Source organism: Krasilnikoviella flava (genome assembly GCF_900167525.1).
Taxonomy (GTDB): domain Bacteria; phylum Actinomycetota; class Actinomycetes; order Actinomycetales; family Cellulomonadaceae; genus Isoptericola; species Isoptericola flavus.
The window spans coordinates 628269-652747 of the sequence record NZ_FUZQ01000001.1 but is presented as its reverse complement, the minus strand read 5'-3'; the positions used below and the strand labels follow the sequence as shown (position 1 = coordinate 652747).

At 73.2% G+C, this 24479-nt stretch carries 25 protein-coding genes and 2 riboswitches; of the genes, 13 read left to right on the top strand and 12 right to left on the bottom strand.

Annotation, left to right across the window (positions count from 1 at the left end; genetic code table 11):
* Positions 1-17: 17 nt before the first annotated feature.
* Positions 18-851, bottom strand: a complete 834-nt coding sequence (locus tag B5Y66_RS02750) for an MHYT domain-containing protein (RefSeq protein WP_079570603.1) — start codon at positions 849-851, stop codon at positions 18-20.
* 130 nt (positions 852-981) lie between these two features.
* Positions 982-2139, bottom strand: a complete 1158-nt coding sequence (gene serC, locus B5Y66_RS02745) for a phosphoserine transaminase (RefSeq protein WP_079570600.1) — start codon at positions 2137-2139, stop codon at positions 982-984.
* 142 nt (positions 2140-2281) lie between these two features.
* On the opposite strand from serC, the gene B5Y66_RS02740 reads away from it, so the two are divergent.
* The 4 genes from B5Y66_RS02740 (at position 2282) to B5Y66_RS02725 (ending at position 6449) form a co-directional block, all read left to right on the top strand.
* On the top strand, positions 2282-3001 hold the full coding sequence (locus tag B5Y66_RS02740; RefSeq protein WP_079571724.1) for a metal-dependent transcriptional regulator: 720 nt from the start codon (positions 2282-2284) through the stop codon (positions 2999-3001).
* Between the two features lie 131 nt (positions 3002-3132).
* A riboswitch (cyclic di-AMP (ydaO/yuaA leader) is annotated at positions 3133-3309 on the top strand.
* Positions 3310-3312: 3 nt separating this feature from the next.
* The gene (locus B5Y66_RS02735; protein ID WP_079570597.1) at positions 3313-4107 is read left to right on the top strand and encodes a C40 family peptidase; all 795 of its coding nucleotides are present in this window, start codon (positions 3313-3315) and stop codon (positions 4105-4107) included.
* 213 nt (positions 4108-4320) lie between these two features.
* Positions 4321-4486: riboswitch (cyclic di-AMP (ydaO/yuaA leader) on the top strand.
* On the top strand, positions 4487-5311 hold the full coding sequence (locus B5Y66_RS02730; RefSeq protein ID WP_079570595.1) for a C40 family peptidase: 825 nt from the start codon (positions 4487-4489) through the stop codon (positions 5309-5311).
* 178 nt (positions 5312-5489) lie between these two features.
* Positions 5490-6449, top strand: coding sequence for a universal stress protein (locus B5Y66_RS02725; protein WP_079570592.1), 960 nt, complete (start codon positions 5490-5492; stop codon positions 6447-6449).
* Between the two features lie 71 nt (positions 6450-6520).
* Here the strand turns inward: B5Y66_RS02725 and B5Y66_RS02720 are convergent, their stop codons facing one another.
* Positions 6521-7357, bottom strand: coding sequence for an ABC transporter permease (locus B5Y66_RS02720; RefSeq protein WP_079570589.1), 837 nt, complete (start codon positions 7355-7357; stop codon positions 6521-6523).
* The gene (locus tag B5Y66_RS02715) at positions 7354-8385 is read right to left on the bottom strand and encodes an ATP-binding cassette domain-containing protein (protein WP_079570586.1); all 1032 of its coding nucleotides are present in this window, start codon (positions 8383-8385) and stop codon (positions 7354-7356) included. Before B5Y66_RS02715 ends, B5Y66_RS02720 begins: the two co-directional genes overlap by 4 nt.
* Before the next feature lie 115 nt (positions 8386-8500).
* Between B5Y66_RS02715 and B5Y66_RS02710 the strand changes: the two genes are divergently transcribed.
* Positions 8501-9919, top strand: a complete 1419-nt coding sequence (locus B5Y66_RS02710; protein ID WP_079570584.1) for a serine hydrolase domain-containing protein — start codon at positions 8501-8503, stop codon at positions 9917-9919.
* On the opposite strand, the gene B5Y66_RS02705 is transcribed toward B5Y66_RS02710, so the two are convergent.
* Positions 9894-10664, bottom strand: coding sequence for a GntR family transcriptional regulator (locus B5Y66_RS02705; protein ID WP_176168758.1), 771 nt, complete (start codon positions 10662-10664; stop codon positions 9894-9896). The genes B5Y66_RS02710 and B5Y66_RS02705 overlap by 26 nt on opposite strands.
* 335 nt (positions 10665-10999) lie before the next feature.
* Between B5Y66_RS02705 and B5Y66_RS02700 the strand changes: the two genes are divergently transcribed.
* Genes B5Y66_RS02700 through ehuA form a run of 4 tightly spaced genes read left to right on the top strand, consistent with a single transcriptional unit; the run spans position 11000 to position 14141 of the window.
* Positions 11000-11929 carry a transporter substrate-binding domain-containing protein gene (locus tag B5Y66_RS02700; RefSeq protein ID WP_079570578.1) on the top strand — a complete coding sequence of 310 codons (930 nt, stop codon included), beginning with the start codon at positions 11000-11002 and terminating at the stop codon, positions 11927-11929.
* 4 nt (positions 11930-11933) lie between these two features.
* Positions 11934-12680, top strand: coding sequence for an amino acid ABC transporter permease (locus B5Y66_RS02695; RefSeq protein ID WP_079570575.1), 747 nt, complete (start codon positions 11934-11936; stop codon positions 12678-12680).
* Positions 12677-13324, top strand: coding sequence for an ectoine/hydroxyectoine ABC transporter permease subunit EhuD (ehuD, locus tag B5Y66_RS02690; protein ID WP_079570572.1), 648 nt, complete (start codon positions 12677-12679; stop codon positions 13322-13324). The genes B5Y66_RS02695 and ehuD overlap by 4 nt, the downstream gene beginning before the upstream one ends.
* Before the next feature lie 28 nt (positions 13325-13352).
* Positions 13353-14141, top strand: coding sequence for an ectoine/hydroxyectoine ABC transporter ATP-binding protein EhuA (gene ehuA / locus B5Y66_RS02685; RefSeq protein ID WP_079570569.1), 789 nt, complete (start codon positions 13353-13355; stop codon positions 14139-14141).
* A 105-nt stretch (positions 14142-14246) separates the two neighbouring features.
* Here ehuA and B5Y66_RS02680 read toward each other — a convergent pair whose 3' ends face one another.
* From B5Y66_RS02680 to B5Y66_RS02660, 5 genes are all read right to left on the bottom strand, one after another.
* Entirely contained in the window at positions 14247-15557 is a 1311-nt protein-coding gene (locus B5Y66_RS02680) for a hypothetical protein (RefSeq protein WP_079570566.1), read from the bottom strand.
* Between the two features lie 263 nt (positions 15558-15820).
* Complete coding sequence (locus B5Y66_RS02675; protein WP_079570564.1) at positions 15821-17125, bottom strand: aminotransferase class I/II-fold pyridoxal phosphate-dependent enzyme; 1305 nt, start codon at positions 17123-17125, stop codon at positions 15821-15823.
* Positions 17126-17212: 87 nt separating this feature from the next.
* The gene (locus B5Y66_RS02670) at positions 17213-17725 is read right to left on the bottom strand and encodes an SRPBCC family protein (RefSeq protein ID WP_176168757.1); all 513 of its coding nucleotides are present in this window, start codon (positions 17723-17725) and stop codon (positions 17213-17215) included.
* The gene (locus B5Y66_RS02665) at positions 17722-18660 is read right to left on the bottom strand and encodes a hypothetical protein (protein WP_245806882.1); all 939 of its coding nucleotides are present in this window, start codon (positions 18658-18660) and stop codon (positions 17722-17724) included. Before B5Y66_RS02665 ends, B5Y66_RS02670 begins: the two co-directional genes overlap by 4 nt.
* Positions 18657-19178, bottom strand: coding sequence for an OsmC family protein (locus B5Y66_RS02660; protein WP_079570558.1), 522 nt, complete (start codon positions 19176-19178; stop codon positions 18657-18659). Before B5Y66_RS02660 ends, B5Y66_RS02665 begins: the two co-directional genes overlap by 4 nt.
* A 204-nt stretch (positions 19179-19382) precedes the next feature.
* Between B5Y66_RS02660 and B5Y66_RS02655 the strand changes: the two genes are divergently transcribed.
* Both B5Y66_RS02655 and sigJ read left to right on the top strand, forming a co-directional pair.
* Complete coding sequence (locus B5Y66_RS02655) at positions 19383-20129, top strand: SDR family oxidoreductase (RefSeq protein ID WP_079570555.1); 747 nt, start codon at positions 19383-19385, stop codon at positions 20127-20129.
* Between the two features lie 60 nt (positions 20130-20189).
* A complete protein-coding gene (gene sigJ / locus B5Y66_RS02650) occupies positions 20190-21107 on the top strand; it encodes an RNA polymerase sigma factor SigJ (RefSeq protein ID WP_079570552.1) in 918 nt (305 codons plus the stop codon).
* Here the strand turns inward: sigJ and B5Y66_RS02645 are convergent.
* Positions 21089-22453 carry an NAD(P)/FAD-dependent oxidoreductase gene (locus B5Y66_RS02645; RefSeq protein WP_079571720.1) on the bottom strand — a complete coding sequence of 455 codons (1365 nt, stop codon included), beginning with the start codon at positions 22451-22453 and terminating at the stop codon, positions 21089-21091. The two genes, sigJ and B5Y66_RS02645, sit on opposite strands and share 19 nt — an antisense overlap.
* Before the next feature lie 157 nt (positions 22454-22610).
* Here B5Y66_RS02645 and B5Y66_RS02640 point away from each other — a divergent pair, with 157 nt between their 5' ends.
* Together B5Y66_RS02640 and B5Y66_RS02635 are read left to right on the top strand one after the other, a co-directional pair.
* On the top strand, positions 22611-23414 hold the full coding sequence (locus B5Y66_RS02640; protein WP_079570549.1) for a thymidylate synthase: 804 nt from the start codon (positions 22611-22613) through the stop codon (positions 23412-23414).
* 18 nt (positions 23415-23432) lie between these two features.
* A complete protein-coding gene (locus B5Y66_RS02635; RefSeq protein ID WP_079570546.1) occupies positions 23433-24008 on the top strand; it encodes a dihydrofolate reductase in 576 nt (191 codons plus the stop codon).
* On the opposite strand, the gene B5Y66_RS02630 is transcribed toward B5Y66_RS02635, so the two are convergent.
* On the bottom strand, positions 23998-24429 hold the full coding sequence (locus B5Y66_RS02630; protein WP_079570543.1) for a DUF6463 family protein: 432 nt from the start codon (positions 24427-24429) through the stop codon (positions 23998-24000). The genes B5Y66_RS02635 and B5Y66_RS02630 overlap by 11 nt on opposite strands.
* Positions 24430-24479: the final 50 nt, after the last annotated feature.

The window sequence follows — 24479 nt, the reverse complement described above, 5'->3', positions numbered from 1 at the left end:
GGTTCGCTACCGGGGGGTCAGTGCCGAGGTGCGGTCGGCTCGCGCCGGGCGCCGCGCCGCGCGGGCGGCGTGATGCCGGTCCGCTGCCGCTGCATCCGGGCCTCGAACTCCTGCTGGTCGCGCATCTCGTCCTCGTTCGGCCACATCAGGACGACGAAGATCAGCGCGACGGTGAGCGCGGCGATCCCGAGGATGAGGGGTCCGAGCAGGTCGATGGCGGTCGTGCCGCTCGTCGGCACGCCCGCGTTGCCGGTGATCGTCAGCGCGGCCATGCCCGTGTAGTGCATGCCGCTGACCGCGATGCCCATGATGAGCGCCGCGCCCAGGGTCGCGGCACGGCCGCGCACGTTCACACTGAGCCAGAGAGCGGCGGTCGCCGCGACGATCGCGATGAGCACCGAGAGGCCGACGACGGGCAGGGAGAACTCCATGTGGCCCGACATGCGCATGGCGGCGATACCCATGTAATGCATGGCGGCGACGCCCAGGCCGGCGACGACGCCGCCCGAGATCAGCCACAGGGGGCGGTCGCCGCCGAAGCCGACGAGGAACAGCCCGATCGCGACGACCACCACGGCGACGAGCGCGCTGAGGACCGTCTGGGGGATGTCGTAGTTGATCGGCATGTCGGAGACGGTGAAGCCGAGCATGGCGACGAAGTGCATCACCCACACGCCGGTACCGCCGATGGCGACGGAGCCCACGAGGAGCCAGGCCGCTCGGGTCTTCGTGTCCGTCGCGGCGCGGGCACGCGACGTGGCCGACAAGCCGGTGGCGGCGCCCAGGCACGACGCGACGTACGCGAGCAGCGGGGTGATGAGCCCATACGTGAAGTGGTGCATCTCAGGCATTCGGGGCCTCCCGGCGACTTCGCCCGTCCAATGACGAGGCGGCACGTTATCAGCCCGTGACCTAACGGGTGAAAAATGACCGCTGACCTGCGACGACGCGAGGTCCCAGCCGGCGGGCGCCGGGGAGGTGTCAGCCCAGGTGCTCCACCACGTGGTCCACGCACGCCGTGAGGGCGCGCACGTCGTCGGGCTCGACGGCGGGGAAGACGCCCACGCGCAGCTGGTTGCGGCCGAGCTTGCGGTAGGGGAACACGTCGAGGACGCCGTTCTCGCGGAGCACCCGCACGACCTGGGTCGCGTCGATCGCGTCGTCCAGGTCGATGGTCGCCACGACGGTGGAGCGCTCGTCCGGGTCGGCGACGAACGGCGACGCCCAGTCGCGCGCGCCGGCCCAGTCGTACAGGGCCCCGGCGGACTCGGCGCACCGCGCGCTCGACCAGGGGAGCCCGCCCTGCGTCACGAGCCACTCGACCTGCTCGGCCAGCAGCACCAGCGTCGCGACGGCGGGCGTGTTCAGGGTCTGGTCGAGGCGCGAGTTGGCCAGCGCGGTGGTCAGGGAGAGGAACTCCGGCACCCACCGCCCCGTGGCCGTCCCGGCGGTCGCCTCGACGCGCGCGGCCCGCTCGACGGCGGCGGGGGAGCAGACGGCGAGCCACAGGCCGCCGTCGGCCGCGAAGACCTTCTGCGGGCCGAAGTAGTAGACGTCGGTGTCGGCGACGTCGACGGGCAGCGCCCCTGCCCCGGACGTCGCGTCCACGAGGAGCAGGGCCCCGTCCGCGCGGGCGTCCTGCACCTGGCGCACGGGCGCCATCGCGCCGGTCGAGGTCTCGTTGTGCGGGGTCGCGTACACGTCGACGTCGTCCGCGCGCTCGAGGTGCGCCACCGTGCCGGGCGCGGCCTGCACGACGTGCGGGTCGGCGAGGAAGGGCGCGCGCGTGGTCGCCGAGGCGAACTTGCCGCCGAACTCCCCGAACACCGCGTGCTGCGCGCGACGCTCCACGAGGCAGGCCGCGGCCACCTCCCAGAACGCCGACGAGCCACCGTTGCCCAGCGCCACCTCGTAGCCGTCGGGCAGGTCGAACAGGTCGGCGAGGCCGGTGCGGACCCGGCGCACCAGGTCCTTGACCGGGGGCTGGCGGTGCGACGTCCCCAGCACCGGGGCCGCCGGGTCGCCCGCCGTGGCCAGCGCCGCCACCTGGGCGGCCCTGACCTTCGACGGGCCGGACCCGAACCGACCGTCGGCCGGCAGGAGCGACGTGGGGATGACGAGGGTCGGCGCGGTGGGCATCGGGTCTCCGGTTCCGGCGGGGAGCGGCGGTCGTCGGTGGGGCAGGGCAGGATGGCGCGCGGGCACGCACGACGGCGCCGCGCGACCCGCCTGCGCCCACGCGTGCGAATAGACTAGGCCGCGCCGAACGACGGGAGTGGACGTGACCGACCTGATCGACACCACCGAGATGTATCTCAAGACGATCTACGAGCTCGGTGAGGAGGGCATCCCGCCGCTCCGTGCCCGGATCGCGGAGCGTCTGGGGCACTCCGGGCCGACGGTGTCGCAGACGATCGCGCGCATGGAGCGCGACGGGCTCGTCGTCGTGACGGGCGACCGCCACCTCGAGCTCACCTCTGCCGGCCAGGCCAAGGCGACCCGCGTGATGCGCAAGCACCGGCTGGCCGAGCGCCTCCTCACGGACGTGATCAAGCTCGACTGGGAGCACGTGCACACCGAGGCGTGCCGCTGGGAGCACGTGATGAGCGACCTCGTCGAGAAGCGCCTCGTCACCCTGCTCGACCACCCGCACGCGGACCCGTACGGCAACCCGATCCCGGGCCTGTCGGAGCTCGGCGAGCAGTACCAGGACGTGCCGTTCCTCGAGGGCGTGCAGTCGTTGCCCGGGGTGCTCGAGGCGCGTCGGGTGGCCGGTACGGCCGACGGCGACGGCGTGGAGCTGGTGCTCCAGCGGATCGCCGAGCCGCTGCAGGTGGACATCGAGCTGCTGGCCCGCCTCGCGGAGTCCGGTGTCGTGCCCGGGGCGCAGATCACCGCGCGTGCGGCCGGGGACGACGTGTCGGTCGAGGTCGAGGGCTCCGGGGTCGTGCTCGACCTGCCCGAGGAGCTGGCGAAGCACCTGTTCGTCGCGAGCCGCTGACCTGCGGCGCGACCCTGGTGCGGGGGCGGCACGCCAGATCGTGACCGCAGCGTGACATCGCCGGGGGTCTTCCGGTACGGTCGGGGTCGCTCGCCGGAGCTCATCCTGCGGGCGCTCGACCGGACGCCGAACCCTGCCACCGGCCGAGCTCCACGGACATCCGCACGGCAGGAGCGGGGGACCCACTTCGGGCGTCGGTGACGACGTCCTTGGGGTGAAGCCGGACGGCCCGTTCTCGGGCACGGACGGCCGGGTGTTTCTCCCACCCGAACCCGACAGCTGACCTCGCAGGCGACAGGAGAGGTAGACACGTGAGCGCACGCACGAACCACGGCCGGCATCGCGCCGCCCGTCGTCCGATCGCCCTCGCCCCGTCCGGCGTCGCCGGTCGCCGTGCGGCCGTCGTCGCCACCGCCGGTGGCCTCCTGGTCTCGACCTTCGCCGGCGCGAGCGCCGCGCAGGCGGCCCCGGTCGACAGCGACGCCGCCCAGAAGCTCAGCACCGTCGACCTCGGTGCCCTGACCGACCAGGCCCGGGAGGCCCTCGAGGCCGCCCCGGTCGTGACCGTCGACGCCAAGGCGAAGGTCGACGTCGAGAAGGTCACCGCGAAGATCGCGGCGGGCGCCGAGATCACGCCGGCGCCCGAGCCGGAGCCGGAGCCCGTCGTCGAGGAGGTCGTCGCCGACACCTCCGCCGACGACGAGTCGTCGCGCACCACCGACACCGCGTCCCGCTCCGAGGAGCGCACCGCTGTCGAGGCGCCCGCGTCGGCCGCCGGTTCGTCGATCGTCTCCATCGCGATGCGTTACGTCGGCGTCCCCTACGTCTCCGGCGGCACCAGCCCGTCCGGTTTCGACTGCTCGGGCCTGACGCAGTACGTCTACGCGCAGGCCGGCATCAGCCTGCCCCGCACGTCGTCGGCGCAGCGTTACGCCGGCACCGTCGTCTCCGCCTCCGAGGCCCAGCCGGGCGACCTGGTCTGGACCCCGGGCCACGTCGCGATCTACGCCGGCGACGGCATGCAGATCGACGCCCCGAAGCCGGGCGACGTCGTGAAGTACCGCGCGATCTGGCAGTCGAACCCCACCTTCATCCGCGTCGGCTGACACTGTCCGACGCGTCACAGAAGCCCCGCCGCGCCCTCCGCGCGGCGGGGCTTCGTCGTGTCCGGGTAACCGGTTCGACCTGGGCGGATGCGGTCGCGGGAGCGTCGTCCACAGCCGCCGTGATCGAAACGTGACATCGCCGCTCACGTCCGCTACGGTGTCAACCACTCGGCGGTCATCCGCCGGGTCTCGACCGGAACGCCGAGCCCTGCAGCCGGTCGAGGACCTTAACCGCACGCAGGGGCGGGGGACCCAATTTCGGGCGCTGTTGCACACAGCGTCCTTGGGGTGAAGCCGCACGGACCGTGGTCCGTGAGGCCGGGTGTTTCTCCCACCCGAACCCGACAGCTGACCTCGTAGGCGACAGGAGAGGGAACACGTGAACGCACGTACCACGCGCGCCCGGCACCGTGCCGCGCGCCGTCCGCTCGGCGGGCTGGTCCAGAGCGTCAGCTCGACGGTGACCGGTCGTCGGGCCGTCGTCGCCGCTGCTGCCGGCGGCCTGCTCGTCTCGACCTTCGCCAGCGCGGGTGCCGCGCAGGCGGCGCCGGTCGACACCGACTCGGCGAAGAAGCTCAGCACCGTCGACCTGGGCGCCCTGAGCGACCAGGCCCGCGAGGCCCTCGAGGCGGCTCCGGTCGTCACGGTCGAGGCCGGGGCGAAGGTCGACGTCGAGACCATCAACAAGAAGATCGCGGCCAAGGCCGAGATCACCCCGGCTCCCGAGCCGGAGCCGGAGCCGGAGCCCGAGCCCGTCGTCGAGGAGGCCTCGACCACCGAGCGCTCCACGACGGAGACCGCCTCGCGCTCCGCGGAGCGCACCGAGGCCCCGGCAGAGGCCGAGACCTCCTCCAACTCGTCGCTCGGCCAGCAGGCCGTCTCGATCGCGATGCGCTACGTCGGCACCCCGTACGTGGTCGGCGGGGCCAGCCCGTCCGGCTTCGACTGCTCGGGCCTGACCTCCTACGTCTACGGCCAGCTCGGCATCGACCTGCCGCGGACCTCCTCGGATCAGCGCTATGCCGGCCGCCAGATCTCGGCCTCCGAGCTGCAGCCTGGCGACCTCATCTGGAGCCCCGGCCACATCGGCATCTACGCGGGTGACGGCATGGTCGTCGAGGCCTCCCGCCCGATCGGCTGGGAGACCGGCTACCACAAGATGTGGCAGTCGGAGTCGGACTCCGTGTACCTGCGCGTGTTCTGATCCTCCCCGCGGTGACCGCGCCGCACCGTTTCGCCGCCGACCCCCGTGCTCTACGAGCCCGGGGGTCGGCGCGTCACGGGCCCGCTTTGCTGTGCCTTGCGCCATCCTTTCGCTACGCTTGAACGAGGCGCCCTCGACGACGAGGGCGGGCTCCTCGCCAGCGGACAGGAGGCGCAAGATGACACGGCCTGAGGTCGTCCTGGTAGGTGTCGACGGGTCTGCAGCCAGCCTGCACGCCCTCGACTGGGCCGCCGCGTACGCGCGGCGCGTGGGGTGGGGACTGCACGTGGTGTGTTCCTACTCGTTGCCGTCGTTCACGGCCGCCTCGCTCGACGGGGGGTATGCCGCCCTGGACGACACCGCGATCCAGGAGGGTGCCAAGGCGGTGCTCGCCGAGGCGGAGGAGCGCGTGGCCGCCAGCGGCGTCCCCGTGACGGGGACGGTCGCGACCGGGGACGCGGCGGGAGTGCTCGTCGAGATGTCCCGGGAGCACGCCCTCGCGGTCGTGGGCACGCGGGGTAAGGGCGGGTTCACCGAGCGGCTGCTCGGTACCGTCTCGTCCGCGCTTCCGGCGCACGCGCACTGCCCCACGGTGGTGGTGCCGTACCGCGGTACGGACGGCGGCAGCACCGACGTCACGGAGCGGCGCGACGGCGACGTGGTGCACGAGGTACGTCGCATCGTCGTGGGCGTCGACGGGTCGCCGTCGGCGGAGGTCGCGCTGAAGCACGCCGTCGCGCAGGCGAGGGCGTGGGACGCGGAGCTCGTCGCCGTCGCGGGGGTCCCGCTCGGCGGGGGCGCCGGCATCCTGGCGTGGCTGCCGTCGCAGATCGACCACGAGACCGTGCTCGCCGACGTCAAGGCCGGCCTGGACGTCACCGTGGACCGGGCACAGGCCGCGAACCCGGGGGTCACGATCAAGCGGCACGTGCTGGACGGCACCGGCGCCGAGCTGCTCACCGAGTTCTCCACCGGCGCAGACCTCGTCGTCGTCGGCTCCCGCGGCCGCGGTGGGTTCCGGGGGCTGCTCCTCGGGTCGACCAGCCAGGCGGTGCTGCACCACTCCGCCTGCCCGGTGCTCGTCGTGACGCGCAAGTGCGACGAGGAGCTCAGCGAGGACCCCGCCTCCGCCGCCTGACGCGGGTGAGCACGACGGTGGCCCGCTCCCCGCGTGGGGGTGGGCCACCGTCATGCTCGCGGCACCGCGGCTCAGTGGCGGGTGCGGTAGAGGTGCATGGTGATGGGGCCGAAGACGCCGGTGAGGACCACGGAGGCGACGAGCACCCAGACGATCTCGCTGCCGTCGGGCTGCCCGGCCATCAGCCCACGCACGGCGGTGACGAGGTGCGTGACCGGGTTGATTTCGACGAACCGCTGCAGGGCGGCGGGCATGGTCGACGGGTCGACGAAGATGTTCGACGCGAAGGTCAGCGGCATCAGCACCATCATCGACACGCCCATCACGGCGTTCGGCGTCCGCAGCAGCAGGCCCAGGATGGTGAAGATCCAGCTCAGCGAGAACGCGAAGACGAGCAGCAGCAGCACGCCGAGCACGACGCCCACGAACCCGCCCTCGGGGCGGAACCCGAGGATCAGGCCCAGCCCGATCGTCATCACCGACGCGATGGAGTACCGCACGGTGTCGCCCAGCAGGGCTCCGACGATCGGCGCCGGCCGCCAGATCGGCAGGGACCGGAACCGGTCGAAGACGCCCTTGGTGATGTCCGTGTTGAGCGTATAGCCGGTGTACACGGTGACGATCACGATGGTCTGCACCAGGATGCCGGGCAGCAGGAACTGGATGTAGGCGGACGTCGAGCCCGCCAGCGCACCCCCGAACAGGTACGTGAACATCAGCGTGAAGATCACCGGGGAGACCAGCACGTCGAACAGCTGCTCGGGGACGTGCTTGATCTTCAGCAGCGCCCGCCACCCGAAGGTGAGCGTCATCGCGATCGCCGACGGGCGCGCGGGACGCTCGGCGAGCGCCACGGCCTGGCGCAGGGTGGTGGTCGTGATCTCGGCTGGTTCGGCGGACGCGGTCATCGGGACACCTCCTGGGCGTCGGCGGGCTCGGCCTCGTCGTCGGCCGGCAGCGGCTTGCCCGTGATGGTCAGGAACACCTCGTCGAGGCTCGGCTGGCCCAGGGTGAACTCGGGCACGGCGATGCCCGCGTCGCCGAGCGCGGGCAGCAGCTGTGCGACGGCGTCGGCTCCGTCGTCGGGCACCCGGGCGGAGAGGGCATACGGGTCGGTGGCCAGCGTCGGCTCGGTGCCGAGCACCTTCTCGACGACGCTCGCCGCGGCCGACCGCTGGCCGGCGTCGGCCAGCCGCATCGTCACCGCGCCCTGGCCCACGGACCGCTTGAGCTCGGTGGACGTGCCCTGCGCGATGACCTTGCCGTGGTCGATGACCGCGATCCGGTCGGCGAGCTGGTCCGCCTCCTCGAGGTACTGGGTGGTGAGCAGCACGGTGGCGCCGTCGGCGACGAGCACGCGGACGATGTCCCACACCTGGTTGCGGCTGCGTGGGTCGAGCCCGGTGGTGGGCTCGTCGAGGAACAGCACGCGGGGGGCCAGCACGAGCGACGCGGCCAGGTCGATGCGCCGCCGCATGCCGCCGGAGTAGGTCTTGACCTGCCGAGGCCCGGCGTCCGACAGGCTGAACGCGTCGAGCAGCCCCTCGACGCGCCGGCGTGCCGCCGTCCCCGTGAAGCCGTAGAGGCGGGCCAGCATGAGCAGGTTCTCGGTGCCGGTCAGGTCCTCGTCCACGGAGGCGTACTGACCGGTGAGCCCGACGGCGCTGCGGACGGCGTCGGCCTCGCCCACGACGTCGTGCCCGAGGACGCGGGCCGTGCCCGCGTCGGGCCGCAGCAGGGTGGCGAGCATGCGCACGACCGTGGTCTTGCCGGCCCCGTTCGGGCCCAGGAGACCGAAGACGGAGCCGGTCGGGATCTGCAGGTCGACGCCGTCGACGGCCTTGGTGACCTGCTTGCGGGTGGCGAAGTGCTTGACGAGCCCACGGGCGTCGACGGCGAGGTCGTCGCGCGGCGGGCCGGTGTCGGACGCGGACATGTGGTCTCCCGGGTGTCGAGGTGATGTGCGTCACGTCCCAGGCTAGGACGGCCCGCAGACGCCGAACTCATCGCGCGGGCGTGGATGATCCCAACGCCGTGACAGGGTGGCGGCCATGACCTCCCCGCACACCGTCCGCGACCTGCTCGACGTCGACCACCTCGCCGCGTGGGTCGCCACCCAGGCGGGCTTCGCCCGGGTGCCGGGCGTCCAGTACGCGGTCCGCGTGGCCGACGACCTGGTCCTCGAGGGCGCGTGGGGGGTCGCCGACATCACCACCGGCGAGCCGCTGGGCACCGACCACGTGTTCCGCGTGGCCTCGCACTCCAAGACGTTCACCGCGACGGCGGTCGCGCGCCTCGCGGACCGGGGCGAGCTGCGCCTCGACGACCCGTTCGAGATCCACCTCGCGGAGCTCGCGGGCACCGTCGTCGGGCGTGTCACGCTTCGCGAGGCCCTCGGCCACACCGGCGGGGTGCGGCGCGACGGCACCGACGCGGACTTCTGGCAGCTGGGCGGCCCCTTCCCGGGTCGCGACGCCCTGGTGAAGGCCGTGACGACGGACGGGCTGGTCCTCGGGCGCGGCGAGGTCTTCAAGTACTCGAACCTCGCGTACGGGCTGCTCGGGCTCGTGGTGGAGGCCGTCACGGGAGTGCCGTTCGCGCAGCACGTGCTGAGCGACCTCCTCGGCCCGCTCGGTCTGGAGCGCACCGCGCCCGAGCTCGACGACGGCGGCGGCGGCGCGCGGGCCGTCGTCGGGCACTCCGCACTCGGGGTCGCCGACGACGGGCGGCTGCCGGTCGCCCCGGTGCGCACGGGCGCGCTGGCCGCGGCGACGGGCTTCTGCTCGACGGCGTCCGACCTGACGCGCTGGTTCGCGGCGCACGCCGACGGCTCCGACCTGCTGCGGCCGGAGACGCGCCGCCTGCTGCAGCGCGACGAGTCGGTGATCGACCGCCCGCACGCCCGCGTGCGCCGCTACGGGCTGGGGTTCGAGACGCGGGAGATCGAGGGGCGCCGCGTCGTCGGGCACGGCGGCGCGTTCCCGGGGCAGCTCAGCCGCACCTGGGCGGACCCGGCGGGACGCGTCGTCGTGTCCGTGCTGACGAACGCGATCGACGGCCCCGCCGACACGATCGCGACCGGGCTGTTCGCGCTGGTGGCGACCGCCCTCGACGCCGGCGCGCCGACACCGGAGGAGGCTGCCGCCCTCGACCGCCGGACCGGCCGGTTCGCGAGCCTCTGGGGGCTCACCGACGTCGTGCGCCTCGGCAGCCGGCTGTGGCTGATCGACCCGCGACGCGAGGACCCGCTGGCGGGTGCCGCGTGCCTGGACGTGGACGGCGACGTGCTCCGCCTGCCGGTCCACGACGGGTTCGGTGCGCCGGGAGAGCCGGTCGAGGTGCTGACCGGCGACGACGGCCGGCCCGCGGCGATCGTCGTGGGCGGGCTGACGTCGTGGCGGGCCGAGGACTACGAACGCGAGCGGCGGGCGCAGCTCGCGGCCCTCAGGGCTCGGGGAACGTCGGTGTGATCGGGTCGAGGCGGGGCGCGGGGGACGGGCGGGGCTCGTCGAAGGTCTCGACCTCGATGGTCTCGGGCTCGAGCAGGCGGGCGACGGCGTCCTCGAGGTTGGTGCGGATCGCGGCGACGAGTCCGTCCGCGTCGCGCGCCTCGAGCCGTTCCACTAGCTCGACGTGCGACTCGGCGGCGTCCTTGCGGACCGCGTACTCCTCGCTGAGCGTGAAGCTCGCGATGCGGACCTCCACGATGAGCGTCGTCATCCAGCGCAGCAGCCAGGGGTTGCCGCCGGCGGCGACGAGCGACCAGTGCACGTTGAGGTCGGCGTCGCCCACCCGCCGGGCGTCCTCGCTGCGCTCCGCGGCGACGAGGGCGTCGTGCGCGGCGCGGACGGTCGCGACCTGTGCCCCGGTGGCGCGCTCGACGGCGAGGCGGGCGGCGGAGGTCTCGACCGTCGTGCGCGACTCGTACAGCGACCGCACGCGATCGGCGCCGATGCGCACCACGCTGAGGCCCCGGCCGGGGACGGAGCGCAGCAGCCCCTCCTGGACCAGGCGCTGCGCCGCCTCGCGGAACGGCCCGCGGCTGACGCCGAGCTGGCTCGACATCTCGACCTCGCGGATGGGCGACCCCACCGGCAGCGCGCCCGAGTAGACGGCGTTGCGCAGCTCGACGGCGATGAGGTCGACCGTCGACGGACGTGTCACCGGCGACAGGAACGGTGCGCTGCCGACGGGGGCCCGTGACGACGGGGTCATCTGCTCTCCTTCCAGGGGGTCGGGAGCCGTCCGACCGGGACATATCATCCCGCACCGCGGCTCTCCGGCCAGATCGTGACCCTCTTGTGACCATGGCATGACCGCGTTTTCGGACCTGCAGAGCCCGTCCGAAACAGTCGTTCGTCCAGGCGAAGCCGCTCTGACCTGCGACGACGCCGAACGGAGCGCGTCGTGGCGGCGCGCCCTCGCTGATTGTAGACAATCCGACATGTGGATACATAGATTGTCGTAGCGTCGGCATCGCGGCTACGGTGTCGCACCGTCCAGACCAACGGCTCGGCGCGGACTCTCGCCGGGCGACGAAGGGAGACATCGTGTCGTCCACCAGGACCACGAAGCGCCGCCGGGCGTACCTCGCTGCCGGTTCCGTGCTCACCATGACCGCGCTGGCCGCCTGCTCGAGCGTCGACGAGGGCGGATCGGGTGACGGCGCGGGCTCGACGCTCCAGGCGATCCAGGACGCCGGCACCGTCAACGTCGCCTTCAACGGCGAGAAGCCGTACAGCTACATGGACGGCGACGAGCTCACCGGCGCGACGATCGCGCTCGACAAGGAGATCTTCGGCGCGCTCGGTGTCGACGACGTCGAGGGCACCGAGACGCAGTGGGACTCGCTGATCCCGGGGCTGACCGCCAACCGGTATGACACCGTGTCCGCGGGTATGTCGATCCTGCCGGACCGTTGTGCGCAGGCGGCGTTCGCCGAGCCGACCATCATGTACACCACGGCGTTCCTCGTCCCGGAGGGCAACCCTGAGGGCCTGACGGACTGGCAGTCGGTGGAGGGCTCGGACCTGACCATCGCCGTCACGAGCGGCGCGATCGAGGACGGCTACGCCAAGAAGACCGGGGTCAAGACGATCACGGTGGGCGACTCGACCGACGGCCTGAACGCCGTCGTGACGGGCCGAGCCGACGCCTTCGCGCTGACCGGTATCTCGATCCGTGCGCTCGCGGAGAGCACCGACGAGCCCGTCGAGGCCACGGACGCGTTCGTCGCCACGATCGACGGCGTGGCGCAGATCGGCGCCGGCGCCGAGGTGTTCCGCAAGGGGGACACGGAGCTGCTCGAGGCCTACAACGAAGAGCTCGCCAAGATCAACGGCGACAAGGAGAAGTGGCTCGAGATCATGGAGCCGTTCGGCTTCACGGAGGCGGAGTTCCCGCCCGAGGGGCTGACGGCCGAGATGCTCTGCGAGGGTGACCTCGCGGCCATCACGGACGAGCTGGGGCTGGATTCCTGACCGCATGTCAGATGATCTTCAGGCACTGGTCGACCGCCTCCCCAGCCTTGGCGACGCGGTCCTCGTCACCCTCGAGATGACGCTCGGCGGCGCCGTCCTTGCGATGGTCGTCGCGCTCGTGCTGGGCTTCGGCGCGCGCACCCGTTCGCTGTGGGTGCGCGGGCCGTCCCGGGTCGTCATCGAGTTCTTCCGCGGCACGTCGCTGGTGGTCCAGATCTTCTGGATCTTCTACGTGCTGCCGCAGTTCGGCTTCAAGATGGAGGCGCTCGCCGTCGCCATCGTGGCGCTCGGCCTCAACTACGGCGCGTACGCCGCCGAGGTGGTGCGCGGCTCCATCGAGTCGGTGCCGACCGCTCAGTGGGAGGCCGCGACGGCCCTCAACCTCGGTTGGTTCCACAAGGTGCGCCGCGTGGTCTTCCCGCAGGCGTGGGCGCTGATGATCCCGCAGTTGGCGAACCTGCTGATCCAGCTCCTCAAGGGCTCGGCGCTGGCGTTCTACATCACGCTGCACGACGTCTTCTGGTGGATCGACAACCTGCAGCGGGACACCCGCGACACGTTCTTCAGCTACGGCGTCGGGCTCGTCATCTACTTCGTGATCGCCTACGTCCTGACCTGGGGGATGAACTGGGCCGAGGAGCGGGCCAAGCGCCGGCTCGGCCGCGGCACGCGCCCGCGCCTGCGTGACGTGTTCGGCCTCAAGCCGGGCGTCCCGACCGAGATCGCCCGCGTGAAGGGGGGTGTGGCATGAACGAGGAAGGCATCTGGAGCTGGGAGAAGGCCTGGGAGGTCCTGCCCAGCCTGCTGCGCGGCCTGGTGATCACCATCGAGGCGACGGTCGTGGGCATGGTGATCGCCTCGATCCTGGGGCTGCTCATCGCCCTGGCCATGCGTGCGCCGACGCGGTGGGTGCGCGGGCCGTTGCGGCTCGTCGTCGACTTCATCCGGATGACGCCGCTGCTGGTGCAGCTCGTCTTCGCCTGGCTGCTGCTGGTCGACGTGCCGCCGCTCGTCATCGGGTTCGGCGTGCTCGGCGTGCACTACGCCACGTACATGTCCGAGGTGTACCGGGCGGGGATCGAGGCCGTGCCCCCGGGACAGTGGGAGGCCGCCACGGCGCTCAACCTGCCGAAGGGGCGGACTTGGTTCGCGATCATCCTGCCGCAGGCGATCCGCAAGACCCTGCCCGGCCTGGGGAACTACGCCGTCTCGATGTTCAAGGAGACGCCGTTCCTCTTCGCGATCACCGTCGTCGAGATGTACTCGGCCGCCCTGAACTTCGGCGCCAACACGTTCTCGTACATCGAGGCGCTGACGATGGTGGGACTGCTCTTCCTCATCGTGAGCTACCCGACGTCGCTGCTGGTGCGACGGATGGAGATCCGCTTTGCCTGACCCGACGACCTCCGCAGGGAGCCAGACCATGACCACCGCCTCGAACGGCACCCCCGCCATCGAGTTCAAGGACGTCGTCAAGCGCTTCGGCGACAACGTCGTGCTCGACAAGCTGAACTTCAGCGTCGCGCAGGGCGACCGCGTGACGCTGATCGGCCCGTCGGGCTCCGGCAAGACGACGATCCTGCGCCTGCTGATGACCCTCGAGGAGGCGAACGGCGGCCTCATCCTCATCGACGGCGACCCCTACACGCACGAGTACAAGGGCGACAGGTGGGTCGAGATCCCGGAGAAGCGCCGACGCCTGGTGCGCAAGCGGGTGGGGATGGTGTTCCAGCAGTTCAACCTGTTCCCGAACATGACGGTGCTGGAGAACATCACCGAGGCGCCCATCCACGTGCTCGGCAAGTCGAAGAAGGACGCCGTCGAGCGTGCCGAGCAGCTCCTCGAGCAGGTCGGCATGTCCGAGAAGCGGGACTTCAAGACGAACCAGCTGTCCGGCGGCCAGCAGCAGCGTGTGGCCATCGCCCGCGCGCTGGCGATGGACCCGGAGATCCTGCTGCTCGACGAGGTGACCTCGGCGCTCGACCCGGAGATCGTGGCCGACGTGCTCGGCGTGCTCCGCGAGATCGCCAACACCACGGACATCACGATGCTGCTCGTGACGCACGAGATGCAGTTCGCCCGCGAGGTGTCGAACCGCGTGCTGATGTTCGACCACGGGAAGATCGTCGAGGAGGCCGACCCGGAGACGATGTTCACCAACCCGACGCACGAGCGCACGCAGGAGTTCCTCAAGGCCGTGCTCGGCCGCTGACCCTCCCGCACGCGCCGAAGAGGCGGTCGCTCCCTCGGGAGCGACCGCCTCTTCGTGTTCGTCCGGTGGTTCGGTCCGATGTTCGGGTTCGGCCTTCCGGGCGGCTCAGGACGCCGGGGTCGGCGTCGCGGTGCTGCTCGGGTCCTCCTGGGCGGCGCCGCCGGACGACCCGGAGCCCTGCTCTGCGTCGGGGTCGGTGGTGCCGGAGCCCGTCTCTGCCCCGGTGTCCGTGCCGCCGCCCGACCCCGTGTCGGTCCCGGTGTCGCCGCTGGTGCCGGTGTCGGTGCCGTCCCCGGTGTCGGTGCCGTCGCCGGTGCTGCCGCCGGTCGAGCCGTCGGTGTTGTCGCTCCCGTCCGTGCCGTCGCCGGTCGTGCCGTCGGTGGAGCCGTCCGTCGGCGTGTCCGTCCCGGAGTCCGTGCCGGTGGTGCTGTCGGGCGTGGAGCCGTCGGTCGGCCGGTCGGTGCTCCCGTCGGTGGTCCCGGTGGTGGAGTCGTCGTCCGAGCCGCCGGTGCCGTCCCCGGGCACGTTCGTCGGGTCCTCGGCGGGGCTGGTGGGCGTGGGCACCGTGGTGGAGTCGTCGGAGTCGGTGGAGCTGCGGCTGATGCTGGTGCCGGAGCCCTCCTGGCCGCGGACGGCGTCGGAGAGCGGCTTGCCGATGACGAGCTCGACGACCAGCACCACACCCATGACGACGACGAACAGGCCGGCCGCCGTCATGGCGAGCACCTTGCCGGTGCCGTGCTTCTCGACGAAGCGCAGCCAAGCGTTGCGGGGCTCGGGCTCGTCGTCGCTGTCGGGGGCCGGGTCCTCGTCGGACGCCGTGCCGGCGCCGTCGGCGGGGGGCTCGGCGCCCAGGGGCTGCGTCGCGTCGAGCGGCGTGGTGACACCGTTCGGCGGTGTCGCAGAGGTCCCGGCGCCGGCGCGCGCCTCGCTCACGGGCCTGCGCTCGACGGTCGGCGCGTCGCCGGCGGCTGCCGGCACCGTGCCCAGGCCGACTGCGCCCTCGGTGCCGTCCGTGCCGTCGAGGAGGGCGGTGTCCGACGTGCTGACGACGGTCCCGCGCGCCGTCGTGGCCGTGCCGGCGACCCGCATCGCGGCGGTGCGCGAGCGGGTTGTCCCCGGGCCGGTGCGGGCCACGACCTTGGTGACCACGGGCTTGAGCTGCTCGTGGGTCTTCTCGATCGAGCGCGTGTAGAGGAAGTTGCCGATGACCGTGATGACGCTCGCGAGGCCCGCACCGATGATCGTCCCCGCGACGCCGAAGAACGACATCAGCACGGTGGCGCTGACCGCGGCGAGCGCGCTCGCCACGATCTGGGTGAGCGAGAGCCGGGTCTTGGCGGGGGCGGCCTGCGCGTCGTCGTGCGCGTCGTCGTCCGGGTCGCTCGGGGCGGAGGGGCGGGGGGAAGAGGTCACGGAGGGTCGCGTCCAGGTCGGGGTCGTCGGTCCGACGCCCGCCGCACCCGCCGGCACGAGGGCCGCGCGCCGCGGGCTCCGGCGTCTGCCGCGGGCGTCCCCAGCAGCCTAGGCCGGGCGTGTGCAGGTCGCAGCGGGCGGTCGTGACCCGCCCTGTGAGGAAGCGCGAAGATCTTGTGTTTCCGCACGTTGCGGGTGTGACCGTGGCCCCGTCCCGGCGCGCGACGAGGCCACGGTCACATCGACGACGTGGAGGCCGGGGGTCAGGACGCGGTGGCCTCCGCCGCGGCGAGCAGGATGCAGGTGGCGACGCCGTCCATCGCGACCCGCACCTCGTCCAGCGGCGGCATGGTCGGGGCGAGCCGCAGGTTCCGGTCGTCCGGGTCCTGGTGGTAGGGGAACGTGGCGCCCGCGGGGGTCAGGGCGATCCCGGCCTCCTTGGCGAGCTGCACCACGCGCGCCGCCGTACCGGGCACGACGTCGACGGAGACGAAGTACCCGCCGTCGGGCCGCGTCCACGTGGCGACGCCCGAGTCGCCCAGGCGCTCGTCGAGGATGTCGACGACGGCGCGGAACTTCGGCGCGAGGATCTCGCGGTGCTTGCGCATGTGGTTGCGTACGCCCTCGGCGTCGCCGAAGAACGTCGCGTGCCGCAGGTGGTTGATCTTGTCCGGGCCGATGGACCGGATGCCGAGGTGCTTCGTGAACCAGGAGACGTTCGCGGGCGAGGACGCGAAGAACGCGACGCCGGAGCCGGCGAACGTGATCTTCGAGGTGGACGCGTACATCAGCACGCGGTCGGGGTGGCCGGCCTCGGCGGCGAGGTCGAGCGCGTTCGCGGACTTGGCCTCGTGCTCCGTGAGGTGGTGCACGGCGTAGGCGTTGTCCCAGAAGATGCGGAAGTCGGGCGCCGCAGCGGGCATCGAGACGAGGCGACGCGCGACGGCCTCGGAGACCACCGAGCCGTCCGGGTTGGCGTACGTGGGCACGACCCACAGGCCCTTGACCGTCGGGTCGTCGGCGACGAGCGCCGCCACGGCCTCGGCGTCGGGGCCGTCCGGGGTCATGGGCACGGTGACCATGCGGATGCCCAGCTCCTCGCAGATGGCGAAGTGCCGGTCGTACCCGGGCACCGGGCAGACGAACGTGATCTGCTCCTCGCGCGACCACGGCCGCTCCGAGCCCGGCACGCCGAACAGCAGCGCCTGCACCACCGTGTCGTACATGAGGGTGAGCGACGCGTTGCCCTGGGCGAGGAGCTGGTCGACCGGCACCCCGAGCAGCTCGGCGAAGATCCGGCGGAGCTCGGGCAGCCCCGCCAGCCCGCCGTAGTTGCGCGTGTCCGAGCCGTCCTCGGCCGTGTGCGTGCCCGCGCCGGGCAGGGCCAGCAGCGCCTCGGAGAGGTCGAGCTGCTCGGCGGACGGCTTGCCGCGCGTGAGGTCGAGCTTCAGGCCGCGGGCCTGCAGGTCCGCGTACGCGCGGCGCAGGTCGTCGAGCCTGGCGGCGAGATCGGCCGCCCCGGCGGACGGGGTGGTGGACGACGGCGTGGAGGAACCCTCGGTGCTCACCCCACGGACCTTACCGGCCGTCCCGGACGGGCGGCAGCATGTCCCACGGGCCAGTCGACCGGCCGGCGTGCCGGTCGGTATCGCCGGTCAGGAGCGCCGCGCGAGGGCCTGGGCGAGGCGTCCCAGCGAGAGCTGCATGAACCCGCGCAGGGCGAGCCCGACCAGGGGGTCGGTGACGGCGCGGGGGAGCGGGCCGGCGAGGTAGGCCTCCTCCCACCACACGACGCGGCAGCGCCGCTCGTCGAGGGGCACGACGTCGAACCCGGCGTCGCCGAGCAGCACCGGGCCCAGCTTGCGCAGCCGGGTGCGGCCCACCCGCGCGGCGGCCGTGGACGGCCGCTCGAGCTGCTCCACCACCATGCTGTCCATGACCACCAGGCGGCCCAGCCCGCTGCCGGGGGCGCGTCGCGCGCCCGGGCCGCTCGCCATCGTGTAGCGGTCGCCCAGCTCGGGGCCGCGCCCGGCGGTGCCCTCGAGACGGGTCGCCACGATCCACCGCGGGTGCGTGCGCAGGTCCGCCACCCAGGCGAACGCGACCGACGCGTCCACCGGCACGATCCGGGCCACCTCCACGCGACGGGCGCGGCGCGACGACGTCACTGCGGGTCGTCCCCGGGTCGGGCACCGCCGTCGCGGCCCTTGCGGCGGGGCAGCCACCGGCTCGGCGAGGTGCGCCGGGGGGACTCGAGCACCCGCAGCTCGGGGACGTCGGCGCCCGGCTCGAGCACTGCCTCCACGACGCGCGGGAAGTGCTCGGGCGGCGGGCCGAACGCGCGCCGGGACTGCGCGACGACCCCGTGGCCCAGCGCCCGGCCACCGGCGATGCCCACCACGAACCCCACGCCGAACGGCAGCAGGCGGCCCAGCGCGAGCGACCCCTGCTTGGCGACCTGCCGCTTGAGGAACTGGCGGGCGAGAGTGTTGTTGACCCGCTTGATCGTGGTCTGCGGCATGGACGTGAGCAGCACCTTGCCCCAGGCCACCGAGGAGCCGCCGATCGCGTTCTCCACGTCCTTCGCGCCACGGTCGCCCAGCACGGTGGCCAGGAGCAGCGCGCGCCGGCGCGGGACGTCGTCGATCTCGATGCCGTGCACGTCGGCGACGGCCAGCGCGAACGCCGCCGACGAGGCGAAGAACGTCGCCACGTCGCCCGTGGTGAGGGCAGTCGCCGCGGCCGTCCCGACCGAGGGCGCCGCGGCCGCCGCGCCGACGGCCCCGCCGGCCGTGGTGAGCAGCGTGAGGTACTCCTTCTCCAGGATCCGCACGATGCCTGCCGGGTCGGCCTCGGGGTTGCGCGCCCGCAGCCGGTCCACGTGCTTGTGGATCGCCGCCGACGGGATCGTCACCGCCTTGTCGAGCAGCGCGTCCAGCACCGGTGTCGAGCGGTACTGCGCCCACTCCGCGCGGCGCGTGGCCGGGTCCTGGGGCTCGGCGACGTCGTGGGCGTCGTCGCGCCGGACGACCTCGTCCGGCCTCGCGTCGTCGCCCGGGCGCGTGTCGCCACCCGTGCCGTGGTCCCCGTCGGATGCGTTCACGACGCGGCGTCCTCCGCGCCGTCGGCGTCCGCCGGCTGCTCGAACACCGCCGGCGGCACCAGGGCGCCGGCCTTGAGCGTGCGGCCCACCGTGCAGGCGCGGTCGATGGAGCGCTGCGCGAGGAGCAGGGTCTTGTTCCGCGTCGCGTCGTCGAGACCGGACAGGTCGATCTCGAACCGCTCGGTGAGCACCGGGTAGCGGTCCTCGTCCATGTCCTTCGCGTCCTCGACGCGGATCACGGCCTCGTAGGCGTCGCCGAGCACGCGGGCGAACTTCGTGTCGCTGCTCATGCCCGCGCACGCCGCGAGCGCGATCTTGAGCAGCTCGCCCGGCGTGAACACGGCGCCGGCCTCGACAGGGCCGACCTCCACGCTCGCGCCGCGGGCGGAGTGCCCGCGGTACGTCCGGGTCCCGGTGCGCTCCACCCACAGCGGGTCGGTGGGCGACGGCGTCACGGGGGCCGCGGTGTCGGTCTCGCGGCCGGCGGCGGTCTCGGTCGTGGTGCTCTGCTCCGTCATGAGGCGATCCTCCCACTGCTCGGCCCGGGGAGTCCGGGACGTTCCGGGGAGAACGTGCGAGCGGGCTGCTCGATTCCACGACCTGCGCCGGGCGGCGCACGGTGGCGGGCGTCACACCCGTGCCCTGTCACGGAACGCGCGTGGCCATGGTCGAGAGGGTGTCGGGCGGCCGCCGGGGCCGCGCGCCGCAGAGAGGACAGGCTCATGAAGATCGTGGTCGTCGGTGGGACGGGACTGATCGGGACGCAGGTCATCGCGCTGCTCACGCAGGCTGGGCACGAGGCCGCCGCGGCCGCGCCCAGCACCGGTGTGGACACCCTGACCGGCGAGGGGGTGGATGCCGCGCTCGACGGGGCGGACGTCGTCGTCGACGTGTCCAACTCGCCGTCGTTCGCCCCGGACGACGTGCTGCACTTCTTCACCGCGTCGACGCGCACGCTGCTCGACGCGGAGAAGCGGGCCGGCGTGCGGCACCACGTGGTCCTGTCGATCGTCGGGGCCGACCGCAACCCCGACTCGGGGTATCTGCGGGCCAAGGTGGCGCAGGAGGAGCTGGTGCGCGACGGGGGCGTCCCGTGGACCGTGGTGCGGGCCACGCAGTTCTTCGAGTTCGCACCGCGGATCGCCGACGGTGCCGCCATCGACGGGACGGTGCGCATCCCGCCGGTCGCGTTCCAGCCGATCGCCTCGGCGGACGTCGCGCGGTTCGTGGCCGAGGCGGCCATGGGGGAGCCGCGCGACGGCGCGTACGACGTCGCCGGCCCGGACCGGGTCCGGTTCGACGAGTTCATTCGCGGCGCCATCGCCGGCGACCCCCGCGAGGTGGCGGCGGACCCTGCCGCCCCGTACTTCGGGGCGGTGCTCGCCCAGGACTCGATCGTGCCGCAGGGGGACGCCCGGCTCGGCGCGGTGACGTTCGCGGACTTCGTCGCGGGGAGCGCCACGACATGACCGGCCGCGTCACCCGGCCGACCCCTGCCGCGCGGTGCGGGGCGCGCGTACGTTGACCGCATGACGACGCCCCAGCCCGCGCCGGAGCGCCCCCACGTCCTCGACGAGACCGAGGACGCCGGGGCGCTCGACGCGTTCCTCGCGGTGCGGCCGCAGCTGTTCGGCATCGCCTACCGCATGCTCGGCGGCGTGGCGGAGGCGGAGGACGTGGTGCAGGACGCCTGGATCCGGTGGCAGGGCACCGACCGCGCCGTTGTGCGGAACCCGGCGGCGTTCCCCACCACCGTGACGACGCGCCTGGCGATCACCGCGGCGACGTCGGCCCGCGCCCGGCGCGAGACCTATGTGGGGCCGTGGCTCCCCGAGCCGGTCGACACCTCCGGCGACCCGGCGCTCGGCGCGGAGCGGGCGGAGGCCCTCGAGCTGGCGACGCTGCTGCTCATGGAGCGGCTCAGCCCTCTGGAGCGCGCGGTCTACGTGTTGCGGGAGGCGTTCGGCTACCCCTACCGCCGGATCGCGGACATCCTCGACCTCACCGAGGCGCACGCCCGGCAGCTCGCGCGGCGGGCCCGCGACCGGCTCGGCACGCGTGAGGCCGTGCCCGTCGACCCGGGCGAGCACGGGCGTCTGCTCGACGAGCTCGTGGCCGCCGCCCACGAGGGCGACCTCGCCCGCTTCGAGCGCTACCTGGCCGACGACGTCGTCGCGCGGCCGGACGGCGGCGGGCGGGTGCACGCGTCGCGCGTCGAGCTCGTCGGCCTGGCGCGGGTGGCGCTCTTCCTCGACAACGTGTGGCGCAAGTACTGGAACGCCGGCGCCGTGCGGGTGGTGGAGGCGAACGGGCTGCCCGCGATCGTCGTGGACGTCGACGGCGCCCCGTTCGCGCTCGTGGCGCTCGACATCGCCGCCGGGCGGGTCGAGCACGTGTTCGTCCAGGTCAACCCGGACAAGCTGGCGCGCTACGCCGCGGCGTCCTGAGCCTCCTCCGTCCTGGCGTCGCCGGGCGCGGTCGCCTCGGCGAACGCGGCGCGCGGCGTCTGCACCGAGGCCAGGGAGACGACGTCGCGCCCGAACCCGGCAGCGGTCAGCCACACCGCGAGGACGCGCGCCTTGCGCTCCCAGGTCGGGATGGCGAGCACGTGGTACCCGCGGTGCATCAGCCACGCGAGCCGGCCCCGGACCACGAGCCGGTGGAACTGGAAGATCCCGGAACCGAGACCGAGGGTCGCGACCACGCCGAGGCTGCCGTGCACGTACGGGCGGGTCCGGCGGCCGCGGAGGCTCGCGGCGAGGTTGCGCGCCAGGCGTCGCCCCTGCCGGACGGCGTGCTGCGCGTTCGGCACGGCGAGGGCGCCGGGCCGCGGCACCGCGAGGTCGGGCACGGCGGCGCCGTCGCCGGCGGCCCACGCGTCGTCCACCGGCGTGTCGTCGGTGCCCACCCGCAGGTCGGGGCGCACGACGACGTACCCGCGGGTGTCGACCGGCAGGTCGGTGTGCGTCGCGACCACGGGGTTCGCGGCGTTGCCCGCGGTCCACACGAGCAGGCCCGACGCGAACGACTCGCCGCTCGAGAGGGTCACGACGCCGCCCGCGGCGGACGTGAGCGCGGTGCCGAGGTGCACGTGCGCGCCGCGCCGCTCCAGCTGCCGCACCACCCAGCGGCCGGGGCGCTCCGTCACCTCCGGCAGGATGCGGTCGCCGACCTCGACGAGGTGGAACCGCAGCTCGGCGGCGTCGATCTCCGGGTAGCGGGGGAGCAGGTCGTGCGCGAGCGACAACAGCTCGGCGAAACCCTCGACGCCGGAGAACCCGCCGCCGACGAACGTCACCGTGAGCAGCCGCTCCCGCTCCGGACCGCGCGGCAGGCTCGCCGCCCGGTCGAACGACGTCAGCAGCCGGTCGCGGATGGCCACCGCCTCCTCGACGTGCTTCATCCCGATGGCGTGCTCCGCGACGCCGGGTACCGGGAAGACGCGCGTCACCGCGCCCGCGGTGACCACCACGACGTCGTAGCGCAGGCGATACGGGGCGCCCGACCGGGGCCGCACGACGACCGCACGGTCCGCGTGGTCGACCCGCGTCACGGACCCGTCCACCAGGCGCGTGCGGCGCAGGTGACGACGGTGCGACACCGCCGCGTGCCGGGCCTCGACCGACCCCGCCAGCACCTCCGGCAGGAACGGCTGGTAGGTCATGTACGGGCGCGGGTCGACCATGACCAGCTCGACCTCGCCCCGCCGCAGCTCCCGTCGCAGGCGCTTCTCCAGCTCACGGGCCGCCGTGAAGCCCGCGTAGCCACCACCGACGATCACGATGCGTCGCATCATTGCCTCCTGTGCCGCGCCCGTCGAGCGCTCTCACCACGTCGACCACGCGGCGTGCCGCTCCGTGACAGCCGCCGGGTGTGACGTCGGAGACGTCGGCGCGGCGACCGCGTCGCGTCTCGCGTCGCGGGCGTCGGCAGGGTCGTAGGGTGGCCGCATGGCCGCGATCCCCACCCCCTACGAGGACCTCCTGCGCGACGTGCTGGAGCACGGCACGCACAAGGAGGACCGCACCGGGACGGGCACGCGCAGCGTGTTCGGCCGCCAGCTGCGGTACGACCTGCAGCAGGGCTTCCCGCTGGTCACGACGAAGCGGGTGCACCTCAAGTCGATCGCATACGAGCTGCTGTGGTTCCTGCGCGGGGACTCCAACGTGCGCTGGCTGCAGGAGCACGGCGTGACGATCTGGGACGAGTGGGCCTCCCCGGAGGGCGAGCTCGGGCCGGTGTACGGCGTCCAGTGGCGATCGTGGCCGACCCCGGACGGCCAGCACGTGGACCAGATCGCGGGCGTGATCGACCAGATCAAGGTCAACCCGGACTCGCGCCGCCTCATCGTCAGCGCCTGGAACGTGGCCGAGCTGGCCGACATGGCGCTGCCGCCCTGTCACCTGCTCTTCCAGTTCTACGTGGCCGACGGGAAGCTCAGCTGCCAGCTGTACCAGCGCTCCGCCGACCTGTTCCTGGGCGTGCCGTTCAACATCGCCTCGTACGCGCTGCTCACCCACATGGTCGCCGCGCAGACCGGGCTCGAGGTGGGCGACTTCGTCTGGACCGGCGGCGACTGCCACGTCTACGACAACCACACCGCGCAGGTGCGCACCCAGCTGGAGCGCGACCCGTACCCCTACCCGACCCTGCGCCTCGCGCCGCGCGACTCGATCCTCGACTACACGTACGAGGACATCGAGGTGCTCGGCTACCAGCACCACCCGGGCATCAAGGCCCCGGTCGCCGTCTGACGGCGCGGTCGAGCTGACGTGATCGGACTGATCTGGGCCCAGGCGCGCGACGCCGCGGGCCGGCCCGTCATCGGCGCCGCCGGCACCATCCCCTGGCGCGTCCCCGAGGACTTCGCGCACTTCAAGGCGACCACCGCCGGCCACCCCGTGGTCATGGGCCGCCGCACCTGGGAGTCGCTGCCGCGCCGGCCCCTGCCCGGGCGGACCAACGTGGTCGTGACGCGGCGCCCCGGCTGGTCGGACCCTTCGACAAGCTCAGGGGGGACCGGACCGGTGGTGGCCGCGTCCGTCGACGAGGCGCTGGCGCTCGCCGCCGCCGCCCCCGGCGGGGACGAGGTGTGGGTGATGGGCGGCGGCGAGGTCTACGCCGCGACACTTCCGCTCGCCGACCGCCTCGTCGTCACCGAGATCGACCTCGACGTCGAGGGCGACGCGTTCGCCCCCGACATCGACGGCGGCTTGTGGGAGGTCGACGACGACCCTTCGGCGGGCTCCGGAGGGACCGGCGCGTGGGCGACGTCGTCCGGCCCGGGCGGCCTGCGTCACCGCGTGCTGACCTACCGCCCGACGCCGGGGCGCGACCTCACCCGCTGACGGCGACGCGGTCGGGCGCTGCCGTCCGACGGGCCGCGCGCCGACCGCGCAGGTCGGCCACGACCAGCAGCGCGACGGGCACGAGGACGAGGGTGAACCCGCTCCCCGGCCCGACGAGCGCGATGCACAGCGCCACCCAGGCGAGCAGCGCCCACGCGACGTAGCCGGGCAGCAGCGCGCCGCGCCGCGCGGCGCCGACCGCGAGCAGCCCCAGGAGCAGCGTGGCCACGCCGAACCCGGCCGGCTGGGACCAGAAGACGGCCACGGACTCGGCGCTCGCGGACCTGTCGCGGAGCTCGCCGGCGAGCCACCTGGGCCAGTGCCTCATGGTGGTGGCGAGGAGGTGCAGCAGGGAGACGGCGACCAGGAGGAAGCCGCCGGTGCGCGCGAGGCCGGTGCCGGGGGAGCGTGTGGTGTCCATGGCCTCGAGCCTCCGCGAGCGGCCCGCTCCGGCGCCTCCCCGGCACGGGT